This window comes from Nitrogeniibacter mangrovi (genome assembly GCF_010983895.1).
In the GTDB taxonomy this organism is placed as follows: Bacteria; Pseudomonadota; Gammaproteobacteria; order Burkholderiales; family Rhodocyclaceae; genus Nitrogeniibacter; species Nitrogeniibacter mangrovi.
The window spans coordinates 438,678-456,174 of sequence record NZ_CP048836.1 but is presented as its reverse complement, the minus strand read 5'-3'; the positions used below and the strand labels follow the sequence as shown (position 1 = coordinate 456,174).

At 68.1% G+C, this 17,497-nt stretch carries 19 protein-coding genes; 10 read left to right on the top strand and 9 right to left on the bottom strand.

Annotated elements, in window-relative coordinates:
* The first annotated feature begins 71 nt into the window (after positions 1-71).
* The 8 genes from recA (at position 72) to G3580_RS02000 (ending at position 5,906) form a co-directional block, all read left to right on the top strand.
* Positions 72-1,115 carry a recombinase RecA gene (gene recA, locus G3580_RS02035; RefSeq protein ID WP_173763676.1) on the top strand — a complete coding sequence of 348 codons (1,044 nt, stop codon included), beginning with the start codon at positions 72-74 and terminating at the stop codon, positions 1,113-1,115.
* 11 nt (positions 1,116-1,126) lie between these two features.
* Entirely contained in the window at positions 1,127-1,573 is a 447-nt protein-coding gene (recX, locus tag G3580_RS02030) for a recombination regulator RecX (protein ID WP_173763675.1), read from the top strand.
* A complete protein-coding gene (gene lptB / locus G3580_RS02025; protein ID WP_173763674.1) occupies positions 1,560-2,282 on the top strand; it encodes an LPS export ABC transporter ATP-binding protein in 723 nt (240 codons plus the stop codon). The genes recX and lptB overlap by 14 nt, the downstream gene beginning before the upstream one ends.
* Before the next feature lie 15 nt (positions 2,283-2,297).
* The gene (locus G3580_RS02020; RefSeq protein ID WP_173763673.1) at positions 2,298-3,695 is read left to right on the top strand and encodes an RNA polymerase factor sigma-54; all 1,398 of its coding nucleotides are present in this window, start codon (positions 2,298-2,300) and stop codon (positions 3,693-3,695) included.
* Between the two features lie 14 nt (positions 3,696-3,709).
* Entirely contained in the window at positions 3,710-4,033 is a 324-nt protein-coding gene (hpf, locus tag G3580_RS02015; RefSeq protein ID WP_173763672.1) for a ribosome hibernation-promoting factor, HPF/YfiA family, read from the top strand.
* A gap of 125 nt (positions 4,034-4,158) precedes the next feature.
* Complete coding sequence (gene ptsN, locus G3580_RS02010) at positions 4,159-4,644, top strand: PTS IIA-like nitrogen regulatory protein PtsN (RefSeq protein ID WP_173763671.1); 486 nt, start codon at positions 4,159-4,161, stop codon at positions 4,642-4,644.
* Positions 4,613-5,551 (top strand): HPr(Ser) kinase/phosphatase, encoded by a 939-nt coding sequence (gene hprK / locus G3580_RS02005; RefSeq protein WP_173763670.1) that lies wholly within the window; start codon positions 4,613-4,615, stop codon positions 5,549-5,551. Before ptsN ends, hprK begins: the two co-directional genes overlap by 32 nt.
* Positions 5,552-5,672: 121 nt before the next feature.
* On the top strand, positions 5,673-5,906 hold the full coding sequence (locus G3580_RS02000) for a PsiF family protein (RefSeq protein ID WP_173763669.1): 234 nt from the start codon (positions 5,673-5,675) through the stop codon (positions 5,904-5,906).
* 54 nt (positions 5,907-5,960) lie between these two features.
* On the opposite strand, the gene G3580_RS01995 is transcribed toward G3580_RS02000, so the two are convergent.
* From G3580_RS01995 to G3580_RS01985, 3 genes are all read right to left on the bottom strand, one after another.
* Complete coding sequence (locus tag G3580_RS01995; RefSeq protein ID WP_173763668.1) at positions 5,961-6,830, bottom strand: adenylate/guanylate cyclase domain-containing protein; 870 nt, start codon at positions 6,828-6,830, stop codon at positions 5,961-5,963.
* A gap of 115 nt (positions 6,831-6,945) precedes the next feature.
* Positions 6,946-7,860, bottom strand: a complete 915-nt coding sequence (gene ttcA / locus G3580_RS01990; protein ID WP_407670984.1) for a tRNA 2-thiocytidine(32) synthetase TtcA — start codon at positions 7,858-7,860, stop codon at positions 6,946-6,948.
* A 55-nt stretch (positions 7,861-7,915) separates the two neighbouring features.
* Positions 7,916-8,665: a pteridine reductase gene (locus G3580_RS01985; protein ID WP_228720742.1), complete on the bottom strand. Its 750-nt coding sequence runs from the start codon at positions 8,663-8,665 to the stop codon at positions 7,916-7,918.
* A gap of 121 nt (positions 8,666-8,786) precedes the next feature.
* Here G3580_RS01985 and G3580_RS01980 point away from each other — a divergent pair, with 121 nt between their 5' ends.
* Positions 8,787-9,947, top strand: a complete 1,161-nt coding sequence (locus G3580_RS01980; protein WP_173763666.1) for a class I SAM-dependent methyltransferase — start codon at positions 8,787-8,789, stop codon at positions 9,945-9,947.
* Positions 9,948-9,960: 13 nt separating this feature from the next.
* On the opposite strand, the gene G3580_RS01975 is transcribed toward G3580_RS01980, so the two are convergent.
* Both G3580_RS01975 and G3580_RS01970 read right to left on the bottom strand, forming a co-directional pair.
* Positions 9,961-10,161 (bottom strand): hypothetical protein, encoded by a 201-nt coding sequence (locus tag G3580_RS01975; protein ID WP_173763665.1) that lies wholly within the window; start codon positions 10,159-10,161, stop codon positions 9,961-9,963.
* Positions 10,162-10,248: 87 nt separating this feature from the next.
* Positions 10,249-11,055, bottom strand: coding sequence for an alpha/beta hydrolase (locus G3580_RS01970; protein WP_173763664.1), 807 nt, complete (start codon positions 11,053-11,055; stop codon positions 10,249-10,251).
* A gap of 208 nt (positions 11,056-11,263) precedes the next feature.
* On the opposite strand from G3580_RS01970, the gene G3580_RS01965 reads away from it, so the two are divergent.
* The gene (locus tag G3580_RS01965; RefSeq protein ID WP_228720741.1) at positions 11,264-11,464 is read left to right on the top strand and encodes a DUF2905 domain-containing protein; all 201 of its coding nucleotides are present in this window, start codon (positions 11,264-11,266) and stop codon (positions 11,462-11,464) included.
* A 6-nt stretch (positions 11,465-11,470) separates the two neighbouring features.
* Here G3580_RS01965 and G3580_RS01960 read toward each other — a convergent pair whose 3' ends face one another.
* The 4 genes from G3580_RS01960 to G3580_RS01945 are packed head-to-tail and all read right to left on the bottom strand — an operon-like array spanning position 11,471 to position 17,466.
* Positions 11,471-13,369, bottom strand: a complete 1,899-nt coding sequence (locus G3580_RS01960; RefSeq protein ID WP_173763663.1) for a transglycosylase domain-containing protein — start codon at positions 13,367-13,369, stop codon at positions 11,471-11,473.
* 2 nt (positions 13,370-13,371) lie between these two features.
* Positions 13,372-14,460, bottom strand: a complete 1,089-nt coding sequence (gene cca, locus G3580_RS01955) for a multifunctional CCA tRNA nucleotidyl transferase/2'3'-cyclic phosphodiesterase/2'nucleotidase/phosphatase (protein ID WP_173763662.1) — start codon at positions 14,458-14,460, stop codon at positions 13,372-13,374.
* Positions 14,461-14,494: 34 nt separating this feature from the next.
* Positions 14,495-15,460 (bottom strand): complex I NDUFA9 subunit family protein, encoded by a 966-nt coding sequence (locus G3580_RS01950; protein ID WP_173763661.1) that lies wholly within the window; start codon positions 15,458-15,460, stop codon positions 14,495-14,497.
* A gap of 14 nt (positions 15,461-15,474) precedes the next feature.
* Positions 15,475-17,466 carry a lytic transglycosylase domain-containing protein gene (locus G3580_RS01945; RefSeq protein WP_228720740.1) on the bottom strand — a complete coding sequence of 664 codons (1,992 nt, stop codon included), beginning with the start codon at positions 17,464-17,466 and terminating at the stop codon, positions 15,475-15,477.
* Positions 17,467-17,497 lie beyond the last annotated feature (31 nt).

The following is a 17,497-nucleotide window of genomic DNA, read 5'->3' as shown; positions in this document are numbered from 1 at the left end:
GCACGGGATTGCAACAGTCCTGCAAACTCTGTGCCATAATCCCAATCGAACACACAGTGAGGAATTCCCCCATGGATGACAACAAGGCCAAGGCACTCTCGGCCGCCCTGTCCCAGATCGAAAAGCAGTTCGGCAAAGGCTCGATCATGCGCATGGGCGATGGCGGCATGGCCAAGGACATCGACGCTGTCTCCACCGGCTCGCTCGGACTCGACATCGCCCTCGGCCTCGGCGGCCTGCCGCGCGGCCGGGTGGTCGAGATCTATGGCCCGGAATCGTCCGGCAAGACGACCCTGACCCTGCAGGTGATCGCCGAAATGCAGAAGCTGGGCGGCACCGCCGCCTTCGTCGACGCCGAGCATGCCCTAGACGTGGGCTATGCCGAGAAGCTCGGCGTCAACATCGACGACCTGCTCGTCTCCCAGCCCGACACCGGCGAACAGGCGCTCGAGATCGCCGACATGCTGGTGCGCTCCGGCGGCGTGGACATCGTGGTCATCGACTCGGTGGCCGCCCTGACCCCTAAGGCCGAGATCGAAGGTGAAATGGGCGACCAGCTGCCCGGCCTCCAGGCCCGCCTCATGAGCCAGGCGCTGCGCAAGCTCACGGCCAACATCAAGCGCACCAACACCCTGGTCATCTTCATCAACCAGATCCGCATGAAGATCGGGGTGATGTTCGGCAACCCGGAAACCACCACCGGCGGCAACGCGCTCAAGTTCTACTCCTCGGTGCGTATCGACATCCGCCGCACCGGCACCATCAAGAAGGGCGACGAGGTCATCGGCTCCGAGACCCGCTGCAAGGTGGTCAAGAACAAGGTCGCGCCGCCGTTCAAACAGGCCAACTTCGACATCCTCTACGGCGAGGGCATCTCGCGTGAGGGCGAGATCATCGACCTGGGCGTGGAAGGCAAGATCGTCGACAAGGCCGGCGCCTGGTATTCGTACGGCGGCAACAAGATCGGTCAGGGCAAGGACAACACCCGCGAGTTCCTCAAGGGGAACCCCGCGCTGGCCCGCGAGATCGAGAACAAGGTGCGGGAAAGCTTCGGCCTGCCGCCGATGGCCGCCATCGCCGCCGCGGTCGAATCGACCGAGCCCACCGAGGCCTGATCCGGCGGACCATGTCGGATGCCCTCAAGGCGCGCGCCCTGAGACTGCTGTCGGGGCGGGAGCACAGCCGGGCGGAGCTGGCCCGGAAACTGGGCACCCAGGCCGACCCGGACAGCATCGAGGCGCTCCTCGACCGACTCGAGGCGCTCGACCTGCTGTCCGACGCCCGCTTCGCCGACAGCTACGTGCGCAGCCGCCAGGCCCGGCTAGGCGACCGGCGCCTGCGCCAGGAGCTGAAACAGAAGGGCGTGGCCGAGCACCTCATCGACGCGGCGCTGCACGGCAGCACCGAAGGCGAAGACCTCGAGCGGGCACGCCAGGTGTGGCACAAGAAGTTCGGCACGGCACCGGCCGACGCGAGGGAATGGGCCCGGCAGGCCCGCTTCCTCCAGGGCCGCGGCTTTGCCGCGGATGTGATTCACAAGCTACTGAAAGACTGCGACGATGAGCCTGCTTAGGGTCACCGGATTACAGAAACGGTACAAATCCCGCACCGTGGTGCACGACGTCTCCTTCGACGTCGGCAGCGGCGAGGTGGTGGGCTTGCTGGGCCCCAACGGCGCCGGCAAGACCACCTGCTTCTACATGATCGTCGGTCTGGTGGCCGCCGACGGCGGCGAGATCTCCCTCGACGACGCGCGCCTGACCCACCTGCCCATCCATGCGCGCGCCAAGCTCGGTCTGTCCTACCTGCCGCAGGAAATGAGCGTCTTCCGCAAGCTCACGGTGGAGGAGAACATCCTCGCCGTGCTCGAACTGCAGGGCCTGCCGCGCAAGACACAGCAGGCCAAGCTCGAGGAATTGCTCGAGGAGCTGGGCATCGCCCACCTGCGCGACAGCACCGCCATCTCCTTGTCGGGGGGCGAACGCCGGCGCTGCGAGATCGCCCGGGCCCTGGCCACCTCGCCGCGGCTGATCCTGCTCGACGAACCCTTCGCCGGCGTGGACCCGATCGCGGTGCTCGATATCCAGAAGATCATCCGCTACCTCAAGGACCGCGGCATCGGCGTGCTGATCACCGATCACAACGTGCGCGAGACCCTGGGCATTTGCGAACGCGCCTTCATCATCAACTCGGGCGAGGTGCTCGCCAGTGGCACGCCGTCCGATATCGTGCAAAATGACCAGGTGCGTCAGGTTTACCTGGGCGAACATTTCAGGCTCTGACGCTTCCTTGCTCACATGAAACCCACACTTCAACTCAAACTCTCTCAGCACCTGACGCTGACACCGCAACTGCAACAGTCCATCAAGCTGCTGCAGCTGTCGACCATCGAGTTGAACCAGGAGATCGAAAAGGCTCTGCTCGACAATCCGCTGCTCGAACGCGAGGACGACGGCGGCCCCGGCGAGCAGGACAGCGCCACCGACACCGCGAGCAACGAGTCCGAGGGGGGCAGTGAAGCCCTCGAGGCGATGTCCGAGTGGGCCAGCGTCGGCTCCGGCAGCACCACCAACCGGGACGACGACGAGGACAGCGACTTCCAGTCCTTTCACGCCGCCCAGGTGTCCCTGCGGGAACACCTGGACCAGCAGATCGCCCTGACCCCCATGTCCGACCGCGATCGAACCCTGGTGCGCATCCTCATCGAAGCGCTCGACGACGACGGCTATTTGACCCAATCGCTCGAGGACATGCTGGAGCTGTTCGACGCCGAGAACGAAGTCGAACTGGAGGACCTGCAGATCGCCCTGCATCACCTCCAACACCTCGACCCGCCGGGCGTCGGCGCGCGCAATCCGTCCGAGTGCCTGGCCCTGCAGCTGCGTGCGTTGCCGCAAGGCGACACCCGCGACCTGGCGATGCGCATCGTCACCGAGCACCTGGAACTGCTCGCACAACGCGACTTCGTGCGCCTGCGGCGCAACCTGCAGTGCACCGAAGACGCGCTGCGCGACGCCCATCACCTCATCTGCAGCCTCAGCCCGCGCCCCTGCGCACCGTTCGCGCTCAACGACACCCGCTATGTCATCCCGGACGTGGTGGTGCGCAAACTGCGCGGTCGCTGGACCGCCATGCTCAACCCCGAAGCGATGCCGCGCCTGAAGGTCAATGCCCTGTATGCGCAGCTGCTGCAGCAGAACCGGGGGAACAACGGCGACCTGGGCGGTCAGCTGCAGGAAGCCAAATGGCTCATCAAGAACGTCCAGCAGCGCTTCGACACCATCCTGCGGGTGGCGCAGGCCATCGTTGACCAACAGCGGCAGTTCTTCGATTATGGAGAGGTGGCGATGCGCCCGCTCACGCTCCGGGAAATCGCCGAAGAGCTGGAGCTGCACGAATCGACCATTTCGCGCGTCACCACGCAAAAGTACATGTCTACGCCGCGCGGCGTACTGGAGTTCAAGTATTTCTTCGGCAGTCATGTGGCCACCGACACCGGCGGGGCAGCTTCGTCCACCGCCATTCGCGCCCTGATCCGCCAGCTGGTGGACGCCGAAGACCGCAAGAAACCCCTATCCGATTCCAAAATCGCAGACTTACTTGGCCAGCAGGGCATGGTTGTGGCCCGACGCACGGTCGCCAAATACCGTGAGTCCCTCAACATCCCGCCGGTCAGCAAACGCAAGACGATCTGACAACAGGAGCGATCATGAACCTCAATATCACCGGACACCACGTGGACGTCACGCCCGCCATTCGCGACTACGTCGAAGCCAAGCTCGACCGGGTGATCCGCCACTTCGACAACGTCACCAGCGTGAACGTCATTCTGTCGGTGGAAAAGCTGGTCCAGAAGGCGGAAGTGACCCTGCACGTCCGCGGCAAGGACCTGTTCGCCGAAAGCCAGGATGAAGACATGTACGCCGCCATCGACGCCACGGCCGACAAGCTCGACCGTCAGGTGCTCAAATACAAGCAGAAAATGCAGGATCACGCACACGACGCGCTGAAGCATCAAAGCGTCGAATCGTGACCGATTCCCTCGCAGCCCGACCGTGTGCACCGGTTTATAATGCGCCTATCCAAGCTCAATTGACTTGCCCCGCACAACCGGTCGGGCAGCATCCGGCCCTGACACAAGGGCCGCCAGACGTTTCCATGAACCTCATCGCCTCCCTCCTTTCCCCCGAAAACGTCCTCGTCGACCTCGAAGCCAGCAGCAAGAAGCGGGTGTTCGAGCAGGCCGGACTCATCTTCGAAAACAACCAGGACATCGCCCGCAGCACGGTCTTTGACAGCCTGTTCGCGCGCGAGCGCCTCGGTTCGACCGGCCTTGGCCAGGGCGTCGCCATTCCCCATGGCCGCATCAAGGGGCTCAAGGAAGCCACCGGCGCCGTCATTCGCCTGAGCACGCCCATCGCCTTCGATGCGCCCGACGGCAAACCGGTCAGCCTGCTGTTTGTCCTGCTGGTGCCGGAACAGGCCACCGAACAACACCTGCAGCTGCTCTCGGAATTGGCGCAGCTGTTCAGTGACGGCGAATTCCGGGACCGCGTGGCCCACGCCACCGACGCCGCCGCCGTCCACGCCCTGTTCACCACCTGGGGTGCCCATGCGGCAGACCAGCGTCACTCGGCTCTTTGAGCAGGTTGCCGAACGCCTTGAGCTGACCCACGTCTGCGGTACGCCGGATCGCGTCCTCTCGGTCAGCGAAGAGCGTGTCTGGCCGGCCGATCTGGTCGGTCACCTCAACCTGATCCATCCGGAGCGCCTGCAGATCCTCGGCGCTGCCGAGGTCGCGTGGGCGCGCCGACAGGCGGCCCGCAAGGTCGCCCACTACGTCACCGAAATCCTCCACGCCCGCCCGCCTGCCATGATCGTCGCCGATGGCTGCGAGGTCCCCGGGCTCGTCGAAAGCCATTGCCGTGAGGCAAACGTGGCCTTGTTCACCACGCCGCAACCGGCAGCCAGCATCGTGGACCAGCTCCGTCTGTATCTGTCCCGTGAGTTGGCCGAGCGCACCTCCCTGCACGGGGTGTTTATGGACGTGCTTGGCCTCGGCGTCTTCATCACCGGTGACTCCGGCGCCGGCAAGTCGGAACTGGCGCTCGAACTCATCTCGCGCGGCCACGGTCTGGTCGCCGACGACATGGTCGAGTTCTCGCGCGTCGCGCCCACGGTACTCGAAGGCCGCTGCCCGGAACTGCTCAAGAATTACCTGGAAGTGCGCGGTATCGGCATCCTCAACATCCGCACGATCTTCGGCGAGACCGCCTGCCGGCGCAAGATGCGCCTCAAGCTGGTGGTCTACCTGCAGCGGCGCACGCCGGGCGAGGGCGACCCGACACGACTGCCCATCGAGCAGGACACCATGGAGATTCTCGGCGTACCGGTACGCAAGATGGTCATTCCGGTGGCCGCCGGGCGGAACATCGCGGTCCTGCTCGAAGCGGCCGTCCGCACCACCATCCTGCAACTGCGCGGCATCGACACCACGCAGGAATTCATCGCCCGGCAACGCGCACTGCTCATTTCCGACAACCCCGAATGACCGCGGGACGGTGCATGATGCACATATCCGCAACAATGACAATGGAATTGTCCCCTGCGTCTTCGGACGGCACACGCTAGGATGAAAGCTCCAATGACAAACAGATAAACGGAGCCTTCCAATGCGACTGTCCACATCCCTCGCCGCCCTTACCCTGATCCTGTCGGCCACATCCGTCGTGGCGGCCGAGAATCCTCAGCACGAGCGCATGCGCAACTGCAACAAGACGGCGAAAGTCAAAGCGCTCAAGGGCGACGCCCGCAAGGCCTTCATGAAAAGCTGCCTGTCGGGCAAGCACCACGCCACGGGCACCCCCGCCAAGGCCAGCCCCAAACCGGCGAAAAACGCCTCGTGAACGCACGACGGGCGCCCTCAGGGGCGCCCGTGTCGCCATACCGGCCGAACCGGCTCAGACAATCTCGTAGAACACGAGATCCCGTTCGGTCTCCATGGCGGAGAATCCACAGCCGATCCGCCCTTGCCCGGCGAGCATCACTTCCCCGCCGCGGATGCACTGTTCGCCACCGCCTTCGTTGGCGATGAAGGTGCCGTTCGTGCTCTGGTCGACCACGAAAAAGCCGTCGCGGCGACGCTCGATCCGGGCATGCTGGCGCGACGTCCGCGGATCGATGACCACGATGTCGTTACCCATCTCCCGACCCAACAACAGAATCGGACGCAATTCCTCCACCAAATGGATCTCGTCCTGGTGGCGCACGCGCAATCGCTGCGACACCCGGGCGGCCGGCGGAATCGAGGTGGCCGTACCGGCGCGACCGGCCAGCGCATACACGGGCCACTCGAAACCTTCGACGCTGAGGCCGTGCTCCCCGCCTTCGCGCACATACTGGCGCGACCCGGCGGACAGCAACAGCACCGTGGCGCCACTGATCAGGGCCTGACCGGACTGAGCCATTCCGGCCAGACGCATGGCCACCGCCAGCGCCTCGCCAGCCGGCGGGCTATCCTCTTCCATGGTGCCGTAGTGCATGCCGATGCGGATGCCGAGCCGCACGCCCCGCACCGGCGGCAGGCTGGCGACCCGGTCGATCATCTCGTTGGCCGCCAAGACGGCGCCGTCGCACCGGTCGAAGGCGACGCAGATCTCGTCGGAGGCGCGACGCAACAGCGTGCCGCCCTGCCCTTCGACGACGCGCTCCACGCGGTTCATGCTGCGTTCGACCGCATGCCCCGCCTCGGTTTCGCTCAACAGTGCGGCCAGACGCTCGCCCCCGACGAGCTCGGCATACATCACGCACACGTTTCGTTGTTCTGTCATGGATGATCGCGCGTTGTTCAGGCACCTGCCCTGCCGGGCGAGCCCGATGCGTCTGGCCTCCTTGGGGCCTCATCATCGGGCAACGGCCGCGCCGGTGCAAGTGAATAATAGGGCATCACCGATCCGACGTCAGACGCAGCGTGACCGGCTGCGCAGCACCTGCTGATGGCAGCTCCGGCGGGTCGAACACCGTATCCCCCTCGTCGACCTGCGCGCCCCGGGTCAGGCCGGCAAAGTCGAACAAGTGGCGGTCCGCCAGATGCGACGGTACCACCTGCTGCATCGCGGTACAGATCGACTCGATCCGCCCGGGAAACTCGCTTGCCCAGCCCTGCAGCATCTGTTTGATCTGACGGCGCTGGGCGTTTTCCTGCGATCCGCACAGATTGCACGGAATGATCGGGTACTGCATGGCCCGCGCGAATCGCGCAATGTCGCTCTCGGCGCAATAGGCCAATGGCCGGATCACGACATGCTCACCATCGTCGCTGACCAGCTTGGGTGGCATGGCCTTGAGGCGACCGCCGAAGAACATGTTCAGGAAAAGGGTCTCGATCATGTCGTCCCGATGATGGCCGAGGGCGATCTTGGTCGCTCCGACCTCGCGTGCGGTACGGTAGATGATGCCGCGTCGCAGCCGCGAACACAGGGAACAGGTCGTCTTTCCGGCCGGAATTTTTTCCTTGACGATGGTGTAGGTATCCTCGGTGACGATCCGGTACTCCACGCCCAGTTGCTCGAAGTAGCTCGGCAGAACGTCCGCAGGGAAGCCGGGCTGCTTCTGGTCCAGGTTCATCGCCACCAGGCGGAAATCGACCGGCGCACGCTCTCGCAGCGCAAGCAGGATCGACAGCAGGCTGTAGGAATCCTTGCCGCCGGAGACACAAACGAGGACGGTATCGCCGTCCTCGATCATGTTGAAGTCGGCGATCGCGGAGCCGACCGCGCGCTCGAGCTTCTTCTTGAGCCGCAGGAAGGTATTGGAAAAACGCCCCTCTGGCGTGGGCTGGATCGCTTCGATGATACTCACCACTTAGCCGGCAAACACACGGCATTATACCTGCAGCCAAAATCCGTCATCCCGCTCACAGATGCGCGCTGCGTCCGGCGTCGACCGCGAGAATCTGTCCGGTCACGTAGGGGGCATCGAACAGCAGGTAGCGGACCGCACCGGCGATGTCGTCGGGATGGCCGGCACGCTTGAGCAGCGTATGCGCGACGATCGCCTCACGCTCGCGGTCCGGAAACTGGCCGTCGTCCGGCCACAGGATCGCCCCCGGCGAGACGCCATTGACCCGCACCCGCGGCGCCAGTTCGATGGCCATCGCCCGCGTCAGCCCGAACAGGCCCGCCTTGGCGGCGCTGTACACCGGATAGCCCGGCAACGGTCGTTCGGCATGAATGTCGACGATATTGACCACGCTGCCGCCCGCCTCGGCCAGATGGGGCGCGGCCGCCTGCATGAGGAAATAGGGGGCGCGCAGGTTCGACCCCATCAGATCCTCCCACGCCTCCAGCCCGGTCTCGCCGACCGCCGTCGGATAGAAGCTCGACGCGTTGTTGACCAGGGCGTCGAGCCGCCCGAACCGGGCAACCACGGCGGACACCAGCGCGGGCAGGGCGTCCACGTCGAGCAGATCGGCGCGAAACACGGCCGCGGAGCCGGCACGCAGCGCATCGAGCTCGTCGGCCAGCTGCCGCGCGGCGGCCTCCGATTCGCGATAGTGCAGCGCCACCTGCGCCCCGCCGGCATGCAGCCGTCGGGCGATGGCGGCACCGACGCGACGGGCCGCCCCGGTCACCAGGGCGACTGGGGCCTGAGCGCTTTGAGCCACCACACTGTTCTCCGAGTCACAGGGATGCCTCCTTGTATCACAAAGCGCCCGACGCCGATGTGACCACAAGGCCCGCCGGCACGGGTAGACTCCGTCCTTTGCCGCAATCGACCCGCCCCCCATGACCCTGCCCCAACCCGGCCCCGACGCCCTGGCCCAGAGCGATGCTCTGGCGGCCCGCCTGCGCGCGCGCATCGACGCCGCCGACGGCTGGATCGGTTTCGCCGACTACATGCACGACGCACTGTACACGCCGGGACTCGGGTACTACAGCGGCGGGGCACAGAAATTCGGCCCGGGCGGAGACTTCATCACCGCCCCCGAACTCACCCCCCTGTTCGGTCAGGCGCTGGCCGCCCAGGTCGCCGAAATCACCGCCCAGAGCGCGTCCGAGGTGCTCGAAGTGGGCGCCGGCACCGGGCTGCTCGCCGCCGATCTGCTGCTCGAACTCGATCGCCTCGGCCATCGGCCCGAACGCTATTCGATTCTCGAGGTGTCGGGCGAACTGCGTGAGCGTCAGGCCGCCACCCTGGCGAGCCGCGCGCCCGCCCTGGTCGACTGCGTGCGCTGGATCGACACCCTGCCCGAGCGCTTCCGCGGCGCCGTCGTCGCCAACGAAGTGCTCGACGTGATGCCGGTGCACCTGCTCGTCTGGCGCGACGGCGCGGTGTTCGAACGCGGCGTCGCGGTCGATGCCGACGGGCACTTCGCCTGGGCCGATCGCCCTGCCGGGGCGCGGCTGCTGGCGGCTGCCGAGCGCCTCGGCGCGCCCATGCCGGCCGAAGGCGAATATGTGAGCGAACTGAACCTGGCCGGCGAGGCCTGGATGGCCGACTGGGGGACGCGGCTGGAACAGGGCGCCTTGCTGATGATCGATTACGGGTATCCGCGCGCCGAGTACTACCTGCCCAGTCGCAGCAACGGCACCCTGTTGTGCTATTACCGCCACCAGGCCCATGCCGACCCGTTCCGCTGGCCCGGCCTGAACGACATCACCGCCTTCGTCGATTTCACCGCCATGGCCGAAGCGGCCCATGGCGCCGGGCTCGACATCTACGGCTACACCGCCCAGGCCGCCTTCCTGTTCAACTGCGGCATCCTGGAGCGGCTGGCCGAACGGGGCGAGCAGACCACGCCGGACTACATCCGTGCGGCACGCGCCGTCCAGCGGCTGACCACACCGCAGGAGATGGGGGAGCTGTTCAAGGTCCTCGCCGCCGGCAAGGGGCTGGGCGCGCCACTGCTCGGTTTCGCACGCAGCGACCGGCTGCACACGCTGTAAGCGGCGCAAACGCTCAATCGAGGAGTGAGCCCTCGCTGCGATAGATCCCGCGCAGGAAGGCGTCGGCATCGTCGCACGCGGCCCGATTCGGCCCCGGCGGATGCGCCGCAGGCTCGGGCGCCACGGCCTCGGGCATCGGCATCCAGCCCGAATCGAGCACATCATCGTCGTAATCAGCGGCGCCGGTGATCCCCGGTTTGTCGTGGCTGTCCATGTTTGTCTCCTGCTGCGGCACCACGCCCGGGCACCGTCGGTTCATGCTGGAACCGAACGGTCGTGCGCGCCATGACAAAACGCACAATCAGCGCACGATTTGCGTCTCCAGCCAGCGCAGCATGCAGGTGGCCACCTGTTCCCAGTCGCGCTCGAGCATCATCGCGTGGCCCATGTCCTCGAACAGGATCTCGTCGACGCCATAGGTCTGCGCGGTCCGCTGCACCAGCGCTGGCGGAATCAGGTGATCCTCACCGGCGCCCAGCACCAGCATGGGCACATCCGCCATGCGTGCCACGTGTGGCAGGTTGAACAAGGTCATGTCCCAGATCGCGCGGTGCGACTCGGGCTGCGACTTGAGGCAGTACTCGCGCAGCCGCTCGGCATCCACCGGCTGATGAAACAGCGCTTCGCGCACGCTGTCGACGCTGGGCGCGGCGCCCCCGAGCATGCGGTTCAGATCCTGCAGCAGCGTGGGCTTCTTGAACATGAGCCCGAGCGCCGAGGACCACAACCCCTGGGGCGGCACCGAGGCCATCAGCACGGCCGCCGGCGCGGTGTGATGCTCGAGGAACTTCTGCACCACGAAGCCGCCCATGGAATGGCCGATCAGGATCGGCGCCTCCGGCAGGGCGGCGACCACTTCGGCCACGTCGTTCACATAGTCGTCGATGCTGTAGCTGTCGAGCATGCCGTGCTGGCGGCTGTGCCCATGGCCGGACAGCGACACCGCGTAGCAGGCGAAGCCGGCGTCGGCGAACCAGGGGAGGAAATGCGCCTCCCAGCACCACGCCGCCGTGTAGGCGCCGTGGACGAACAGCAACGGGGTATCGCGCACCACGGTGGACGGGGTGCGGGCGATGACTTCCAGATCGCCGAAGCGACTACGATTCATGGGGTTCTCCGGGGCGACACCCGTCGCGACGCGGCCCACTCGGCATGGGGGCGGCGGCGATCGGGCGCGAACATTCGTGCGTTTTCTGACATCGAAAGGTACTCCATTTCGACCGATCGCACCACGCGCGACAGCCCGCGTTCACTGGGGTATCGTGTCGTACCGCACGATTTTTCGGCCCCCGCACCCCAGGCCCAGACGTCTCCCCATGCTGCTCAAATGGCTGGTTTCCATCCTCATCGTGGTCGCCCTGCTCGGCGGCCTGCAACCGCTGCTGACCCGCTACCTGCGACTCGGTCAGCTCCCCGGCGACCTGCGTTTCACCCGCGAGGGGCGCACCTATCACCTGCCCTTCACCAGCACCATCGTGCTCTCGCTGCTCGCCTGGCTGATCCTGCGCTGGCTGTAGGCAGCCTCAGCGGCGCCGAGCGTCGGCAGACACGTCCGAGCGCACCGCCACGTCCACGGTATCGATGACGCGCCCCACCGTATCGAGCAGGACGATGTGATGCAGCCCCGGGCTCGGTCGCCACAGGACGCGGCCGCCCTGCCCCGCCGGCACGCCGTCCACCTGCCAGCGCAGACGTTCGTCCTCGCGGGAGGCTTCCAGCCACACGCCACCGGCGGCATCGAGATCGGCCGCAGCCACGATGGCGCGCGGTGACGGCGTCACGATGCGCGCGATCAGCACCGGCGGTGCCGCCACCGCCGTGGCGGTGCCCTTGATGAACCACTCGCTGCGCGGCGGCTCGCGTCCGTTGTCGAAGCGCACCGGCGCCGACACCACGCCGGTCGGGACGACCCGCTCGGGCGGCCAGCGGCCGCTCGCCGCGAGCCGGGCATTGAGCCAGGCGCGGGTCTCGACGCTCGCGGTGGCACCGGTTTCCATCCACACCGCGATGGTCACCGCGCCGTTGCTGCCCACCCCCCAGGCGGCATGGGTGCGCGGCAAGGGCGCGACCCGCACCGCCGGGAACAGGTCGCGCGCAATGAAGGCGGCCTGGGGCGAGATCATCGCCACCGGCGCGCCCTGCGCCTGCGCACGCCAGAACGGCGGGCGCCACACCCCGTCGACCGCGAGCATGCGCCCGAGCGCCGCCAGCTGCGCCAGATCGATCGCCACCCGGGACAGATCCGGGGCCGCCGCCCCGGGGGCGCGCAGCAGTTCCAGCAGGGTCGCCTCGCGCGCGCCGGGCACATGGGCGGCCAGCGCCTCGGGCATCGCGCCCGTCGCCAGCGCCGCGCGCACGCTCATGGCGTCCCCCGTCGCCGGCACCGGAAACAGCGTCGCCGCGTTGACGGTTTTGGTATCCAGCGCCAGCGCCGTCATCACCGGCCAGCTCATCGAACCCGCCGGATGGCGGGCAACGGCCGCGTCCGGCTGCGCCGCGTCGAGCCCCCCCACGTCCGCCAGCACGGCGCCCGTGGCGTTGTCGATCACCACCGCCGCGGCGCGGGCCGGGGCGGCCGCCTCGAGGGCGCGTTCCATGCCGCGCTGCCAGTCGGCGTCGAGCACCGTATGCACCACCCCCGGTTCGGTGACCAGCCGCCGTGCCAGATGTGGCGCGTCGTTCCAGCGTGGCGCCAGACGCACCGGGTCCAGGTGCGCGGCCAGCTGGTGAACCCGCGGGCACAGATCCGCGCTGCCGATGCGGCGCAACAGTTCGCAGGCACGCCAGGCGACCTTGGGGGGCGGGGCGTTGGGGGCGCGCAGCAGCGCCGCGAGAATGGACGCCTCGGCGCGATCGAGCGCATCGGGCGCCTTGCCCACCAGCGCCCAGGCGGCGGCATGGATGCCCTGCAGCGCGCCGCGAAAGGGCGCCAGGTTCAGGTAGGCCTCGAGAATCTCCGCCTTGCTCCAGCGTGCCTCGATCTCCTGCGCAGCCACCGCCTGATCCCATTTTTGCTCCAGGGTGCGACGCCCGCCGTGGTTGCGTTCCGGATGCAGCGCCGGGTCGAGCAGGCCGACCAGCTGCATGCTCAGGGTCGAGGCGCCGCGCGGATGCTCGTACCACAGGTTCTGGATGGCGGCGGCGGCAAAGGCGCGCCAGTCGATGCCGCCGTGCTCGTAGAAGCGCCGGTCCTCGGCCTCGAGCAGCGTTTCGAGCATGGCGGGAGAGAGCGCCTCGAGCGGCACCCATTCGAGCCGGCGGGTGGCGCCATCGACCGGGCGCTCGGCCAGCGGTTCGCCCGCCCGGTCGACCAGCCGGCCTTCCGTGGTCCGGTGATGGGCGCGTACCGTGGCGAAATCGGGCACCGCCGCCGCGGCGAGCACCGGCAACCACACCAGCACCAGCCATAGCACCAGGCGCACGTTCAGCCTGCCGTGGCGATGGCCGCGAGCCGGGCCGCCTCGATGGCCGCCGGAATGGCGCTGCGGTCGGCCGCCTGCCGCGCCACCGCGCCGCCGTCCACGGCACGCGCCGCCGCCAGCACCCGGCGCCAGGTGGCCGCGTCCACCGGTGCCAGATCGCTGCGGCACGCGGCCGCGTCGAGCACGCTCAGGAAACGCTCGGGGCGGCGAAAGGCGTCGCAGGCGCTCAGCACCGCGAGACGGGCGGGCGCGTCGTCCGCCTGCGCCAGCGATGCGCCAAGGCGGGCCAGCAGCACCGACACATCCCGGCACTGCTGCGGCGCGCGCAGGCGCTCACTGGCCTGCGCGGCGCCGGCTTCGTCGGCGCCGAAAAGCAGCGCCCAGCGCTGTTCGAGCGTCAGCGCCCGGTCGACCGCACAGTTCAGCGACCGCTGCAGTGCGTCCTCGCTCCGGGCCAGTCCCGCCACCAGCTCCGGCAGGATGCGCGCGAGCGCGCCACAGGCCACCAGGACCGCGATCATGCGCATCGGCGCCATTTCCATGAGGCCGCGCGCCAGTTCCTGCCAGACCCGCTCCGGCACCAGATGATCGACCTCGCCCGCCGCGACCATGGCGCGCATCAGGGCCAGCGTCTCGTCCGCCACCGTGAACGCCTCGAAGCGGGCGGCGAAACGCGCCACCCGGAGGATGCGCACCGGATCCTCGGCAAAGGCCGGGCTCACATGACGGAAGCGCCGTGCGGCCAGATCGGCCTGACCGCCGTAGGGGTCGATGAGCGTCCCGTCGGCGTCCCGGGCCATGGCGTTGATGGTCAGGTCCCGGCGCCGCAGGTCTTCCTCGAGGGTCACCTCGGGCGAGGCATGCACCACGAAACCGGTGTAGCCGTGCCCCGACTTGCGCTCGGTGCGCGCCAGTGCGTATTCCTCCTGGGTGTCGGGATGGAGGAAGACGGGAAAGTCCCGCCCCACCGGGCGGAAGCCCTGCTCGAGCATCTGCTCGGGCGTGGCCCCGACGACCACGTGGTCGCGATCCTTGACCGGCAGGCCGAGCAGGGCATCGCGCACCGCGCCCCCGACGATGTAGACCTTCATCGTCGGCCTCCGCGAAGCGTCGTACCTGGTCGCATCAGTGCCCTTTCGGATGGCGGCGGCGCGCTTCGAGCAGCCGCCGACGGGTGGGGGTACCGCCCAGATACCCGGGCACCACCGCCTCCATCGGATGGGGCGTCAACCCGAACGGCAGGGGCGCGCCCTCGGCCACGTTGTCCACGTGCATGGAGCGCAGGTTGTCACGGCTCATGAGCGGCTCGGGCAGGCACTCCATCAGCCGTGCCTGGACCCTGGCCAGCCCGTCGGGCAAGGGCACGATCCAGGGCGCGCGCTCGACCTGGGCGGCGGCGAAGCGCACCAGCTCGGCCAGGGTATAGACCTGCGGCCCCGCCACCGGGTAGCTCTGGCGAATGCTGGCATCGCGCGCCAGACACGCATACACCACCTCGGCCACGTCCTCCACCCACACCGGCTGGAAGCGGGCATCGGCCCCGGCCAGCGGCAGGATCGGCGCCAGCCGGCTCAGCCGCGCGAACAGGTTGAGGAAGCGGTCGCCCGCACCGAAGATGACCGAGGGTCGCAGCAGCGTCCATTGCAGCTCGGGGCGCGCGTTGCGGATGGCCGCTTCGCCCGCGGCCTTGGAACGCTGATATTCCGAGGGGCCGTTGACGTCCGCCCCCAGCGCACTCACATGAACGACACGCTGCACACCGACCCGCCGACAGGCCTCGGCGATGGCTTTGGGCAGGGCCACATGGGCGCGCTCGAAGGCCGGTCCGTAAGGCACGCCGGGGGCCGAGTGCAGCACGCCGACCAGATTGACGACCGCATCGACGCCCACCAGCAGGCGGTCGAGGGTCTGCGGATTGAACACATCGGCCTCGACGATTTCCGTGGTCGGCAGCACACTCAGGTGGCGCGCGCGATTGAAGCGCCGCGTCGGCACCCGTACCGTCCACCCACCGGCAACCAGGCGCGCCGCCACCGCGCTACCGACGAAACCGCTGCCACCGATCAGCAGGACCCTGCCCGTCCGACTCATTCCACCCTCCCCTGTCAGTCCGGATCGATCACCCCGAGCCGCGCCTTGAGCGACTGGGGACGCTTTTCCATCATCGCCGCGTAGACCACGGCGTTCTCCATCACCTGCTTCACATAATGCCGCGTTTCGTCGAAGGGGATGGTCTCCACATAGATGGCCCCTTCCAGCGGGTGGTCGTCGCGCCAGCGCTTGGCGCGGCTGGGGCCGGCGTTGTAGCCGGCCGAGGCGAGCACCGGCTGGTCGGCGAGGTCGTCAAGGACGATGCGCATGTAGCTGGTGCCGAGCAGCACGTTGGTCTCCGGCTCGGCCAGCTGGCTGCGCCGGTAGCCATTGAGGCCGATCTTCCGCGCCACCCACTGGCCGGTCCGCGGCATCACCTGCATGAGCCCCTGGGCACCGGCGCTCGATGCGGCCCGATGCACGAAACGGCTTTCCTGGCGCATGAGGCCATACACCCAGGACAGATCCAGCCCCTGGGCCTTGGCCTGGGGTTCGATCAGCTCCCGGTAGGGGGTGATGAAGCGCAACTCGTATTCCCCGTCCCGGCTCACGAACTCCGCGGTGTTGATGGCCCGGTCGTACACCTCATGCTTGAGCGCCACCCGCGCCGCGGCGAGGCGAAACGCGCTGTCGGCATGGCGCAGGCGCCAGTTCCATTCGCGCACCCCCTCGGTGTACAGATCGAGCCGGAACAGCGCCAGCGCCCGACGCAGGTCGGGGTCGCGCTGGGCCCGGGCCATCGCCTCGGCCGGAATCGGCGCCGCCGGCGCGGGCGGTGCGAAGCCATGCCCCAGCGCCTCCTGGGCCAGCATGCTGTAGAAGTCGGGCTCGACCGGGATGCGCGCGAACAGCGCGGTGGCCGCATCGCGATGGCCGAGGGCCTGCTCGGCGCGCGCCAGCCAGTAGACCCAGACCGGACGGGCGCGCTGCGCCGGCCCCATCTCCAGGATGGCGGCGCGCACCGCCTTCCACTTGCCGAAGCGCAGCGCGGCGCGCACCTGCCAGGCCCGCTGCTCCTCGTTCATGGCGGCATGACGGCCGGCCGCGCGAAACCAGTCGATGGCCTGGGGCAGATGGGCCTGGGCACCGCGCCAGCCGAGCAGCACGTAGCCGTAGGCACGGTCCTTGGGGGGAAAACGGTCGGCGATGCGCACGAAGCGCATGTAGGCCAGCTTGGGATCGCTGCGCGCCAGACGGCCGATCGCCGCCAGCGCCAGCTCGCGCTCGGCGCGGTCGCGCTCGAAGCCGGGATGCAGGCGCGACAGGTAGCGGTCGGGGTCCTTGAGCAAGGCCTTGAGACGGGCCGGGTCCGGCATCTGCGCCGCCGGCAGCCAGCCGAGCGTGGCCTCCGCACCGCGCACGCGGCTGGGCGCCATCTGCTCGCGGAACCGTGCCCACAGGGCCTCCGAGCCCAGCCGCCCTTGATCGGCGAGCATGCCGATGACCGTCTCGCAGGCCTCCTCGCGTGCATCGAGCGTCCGCCATTCGCGTGCCGCTTCATCGAGCCCGCCGGAATCGCCGATGTGCAGCCGTGCCAGCCAGTGCAGACAGCGCATGCCGTCATCCGGGGCCTCGAGCCCGCCCCAGGCGCCGATGAAGGCGAGCCACTGTTCGTCGTCGGCCAGGCGCCGCAACCAGGCGGCGCGCAGCCGCTCGGCCACCACGCTGCCGGCGTAGCGAGCGAGGAAGGCCTCGATCTCGGCAGCATCCGGCGCCTCGGTACGCGCGAGCACGTTGTGCAGACGCCAGTAGTCCACATAGCGCTCGAGCACATGCGGGCTCTTGCTCGCGGCGAGCTGGTCGAGGGTGTCACGGTCGCCGGTACGCAGGGCTTCGCGCGCCGCCAGAATGCGTTCATCCCCGGTCGGCAGGGCCGACTGGGCGCCGGCCAGCGTCGCCAGGCAGCTCAGCATCACGCCCGTCAGGAGCAGGAAAATTCGGGAGACGAACCGGCCGCGCCAAGCGTCGGGGAGGCCGGGCGGATCGAGCGGGAGAGCGGCTTTCATTACGTCTGGATGTGCCATGGTTCGCCAAAGC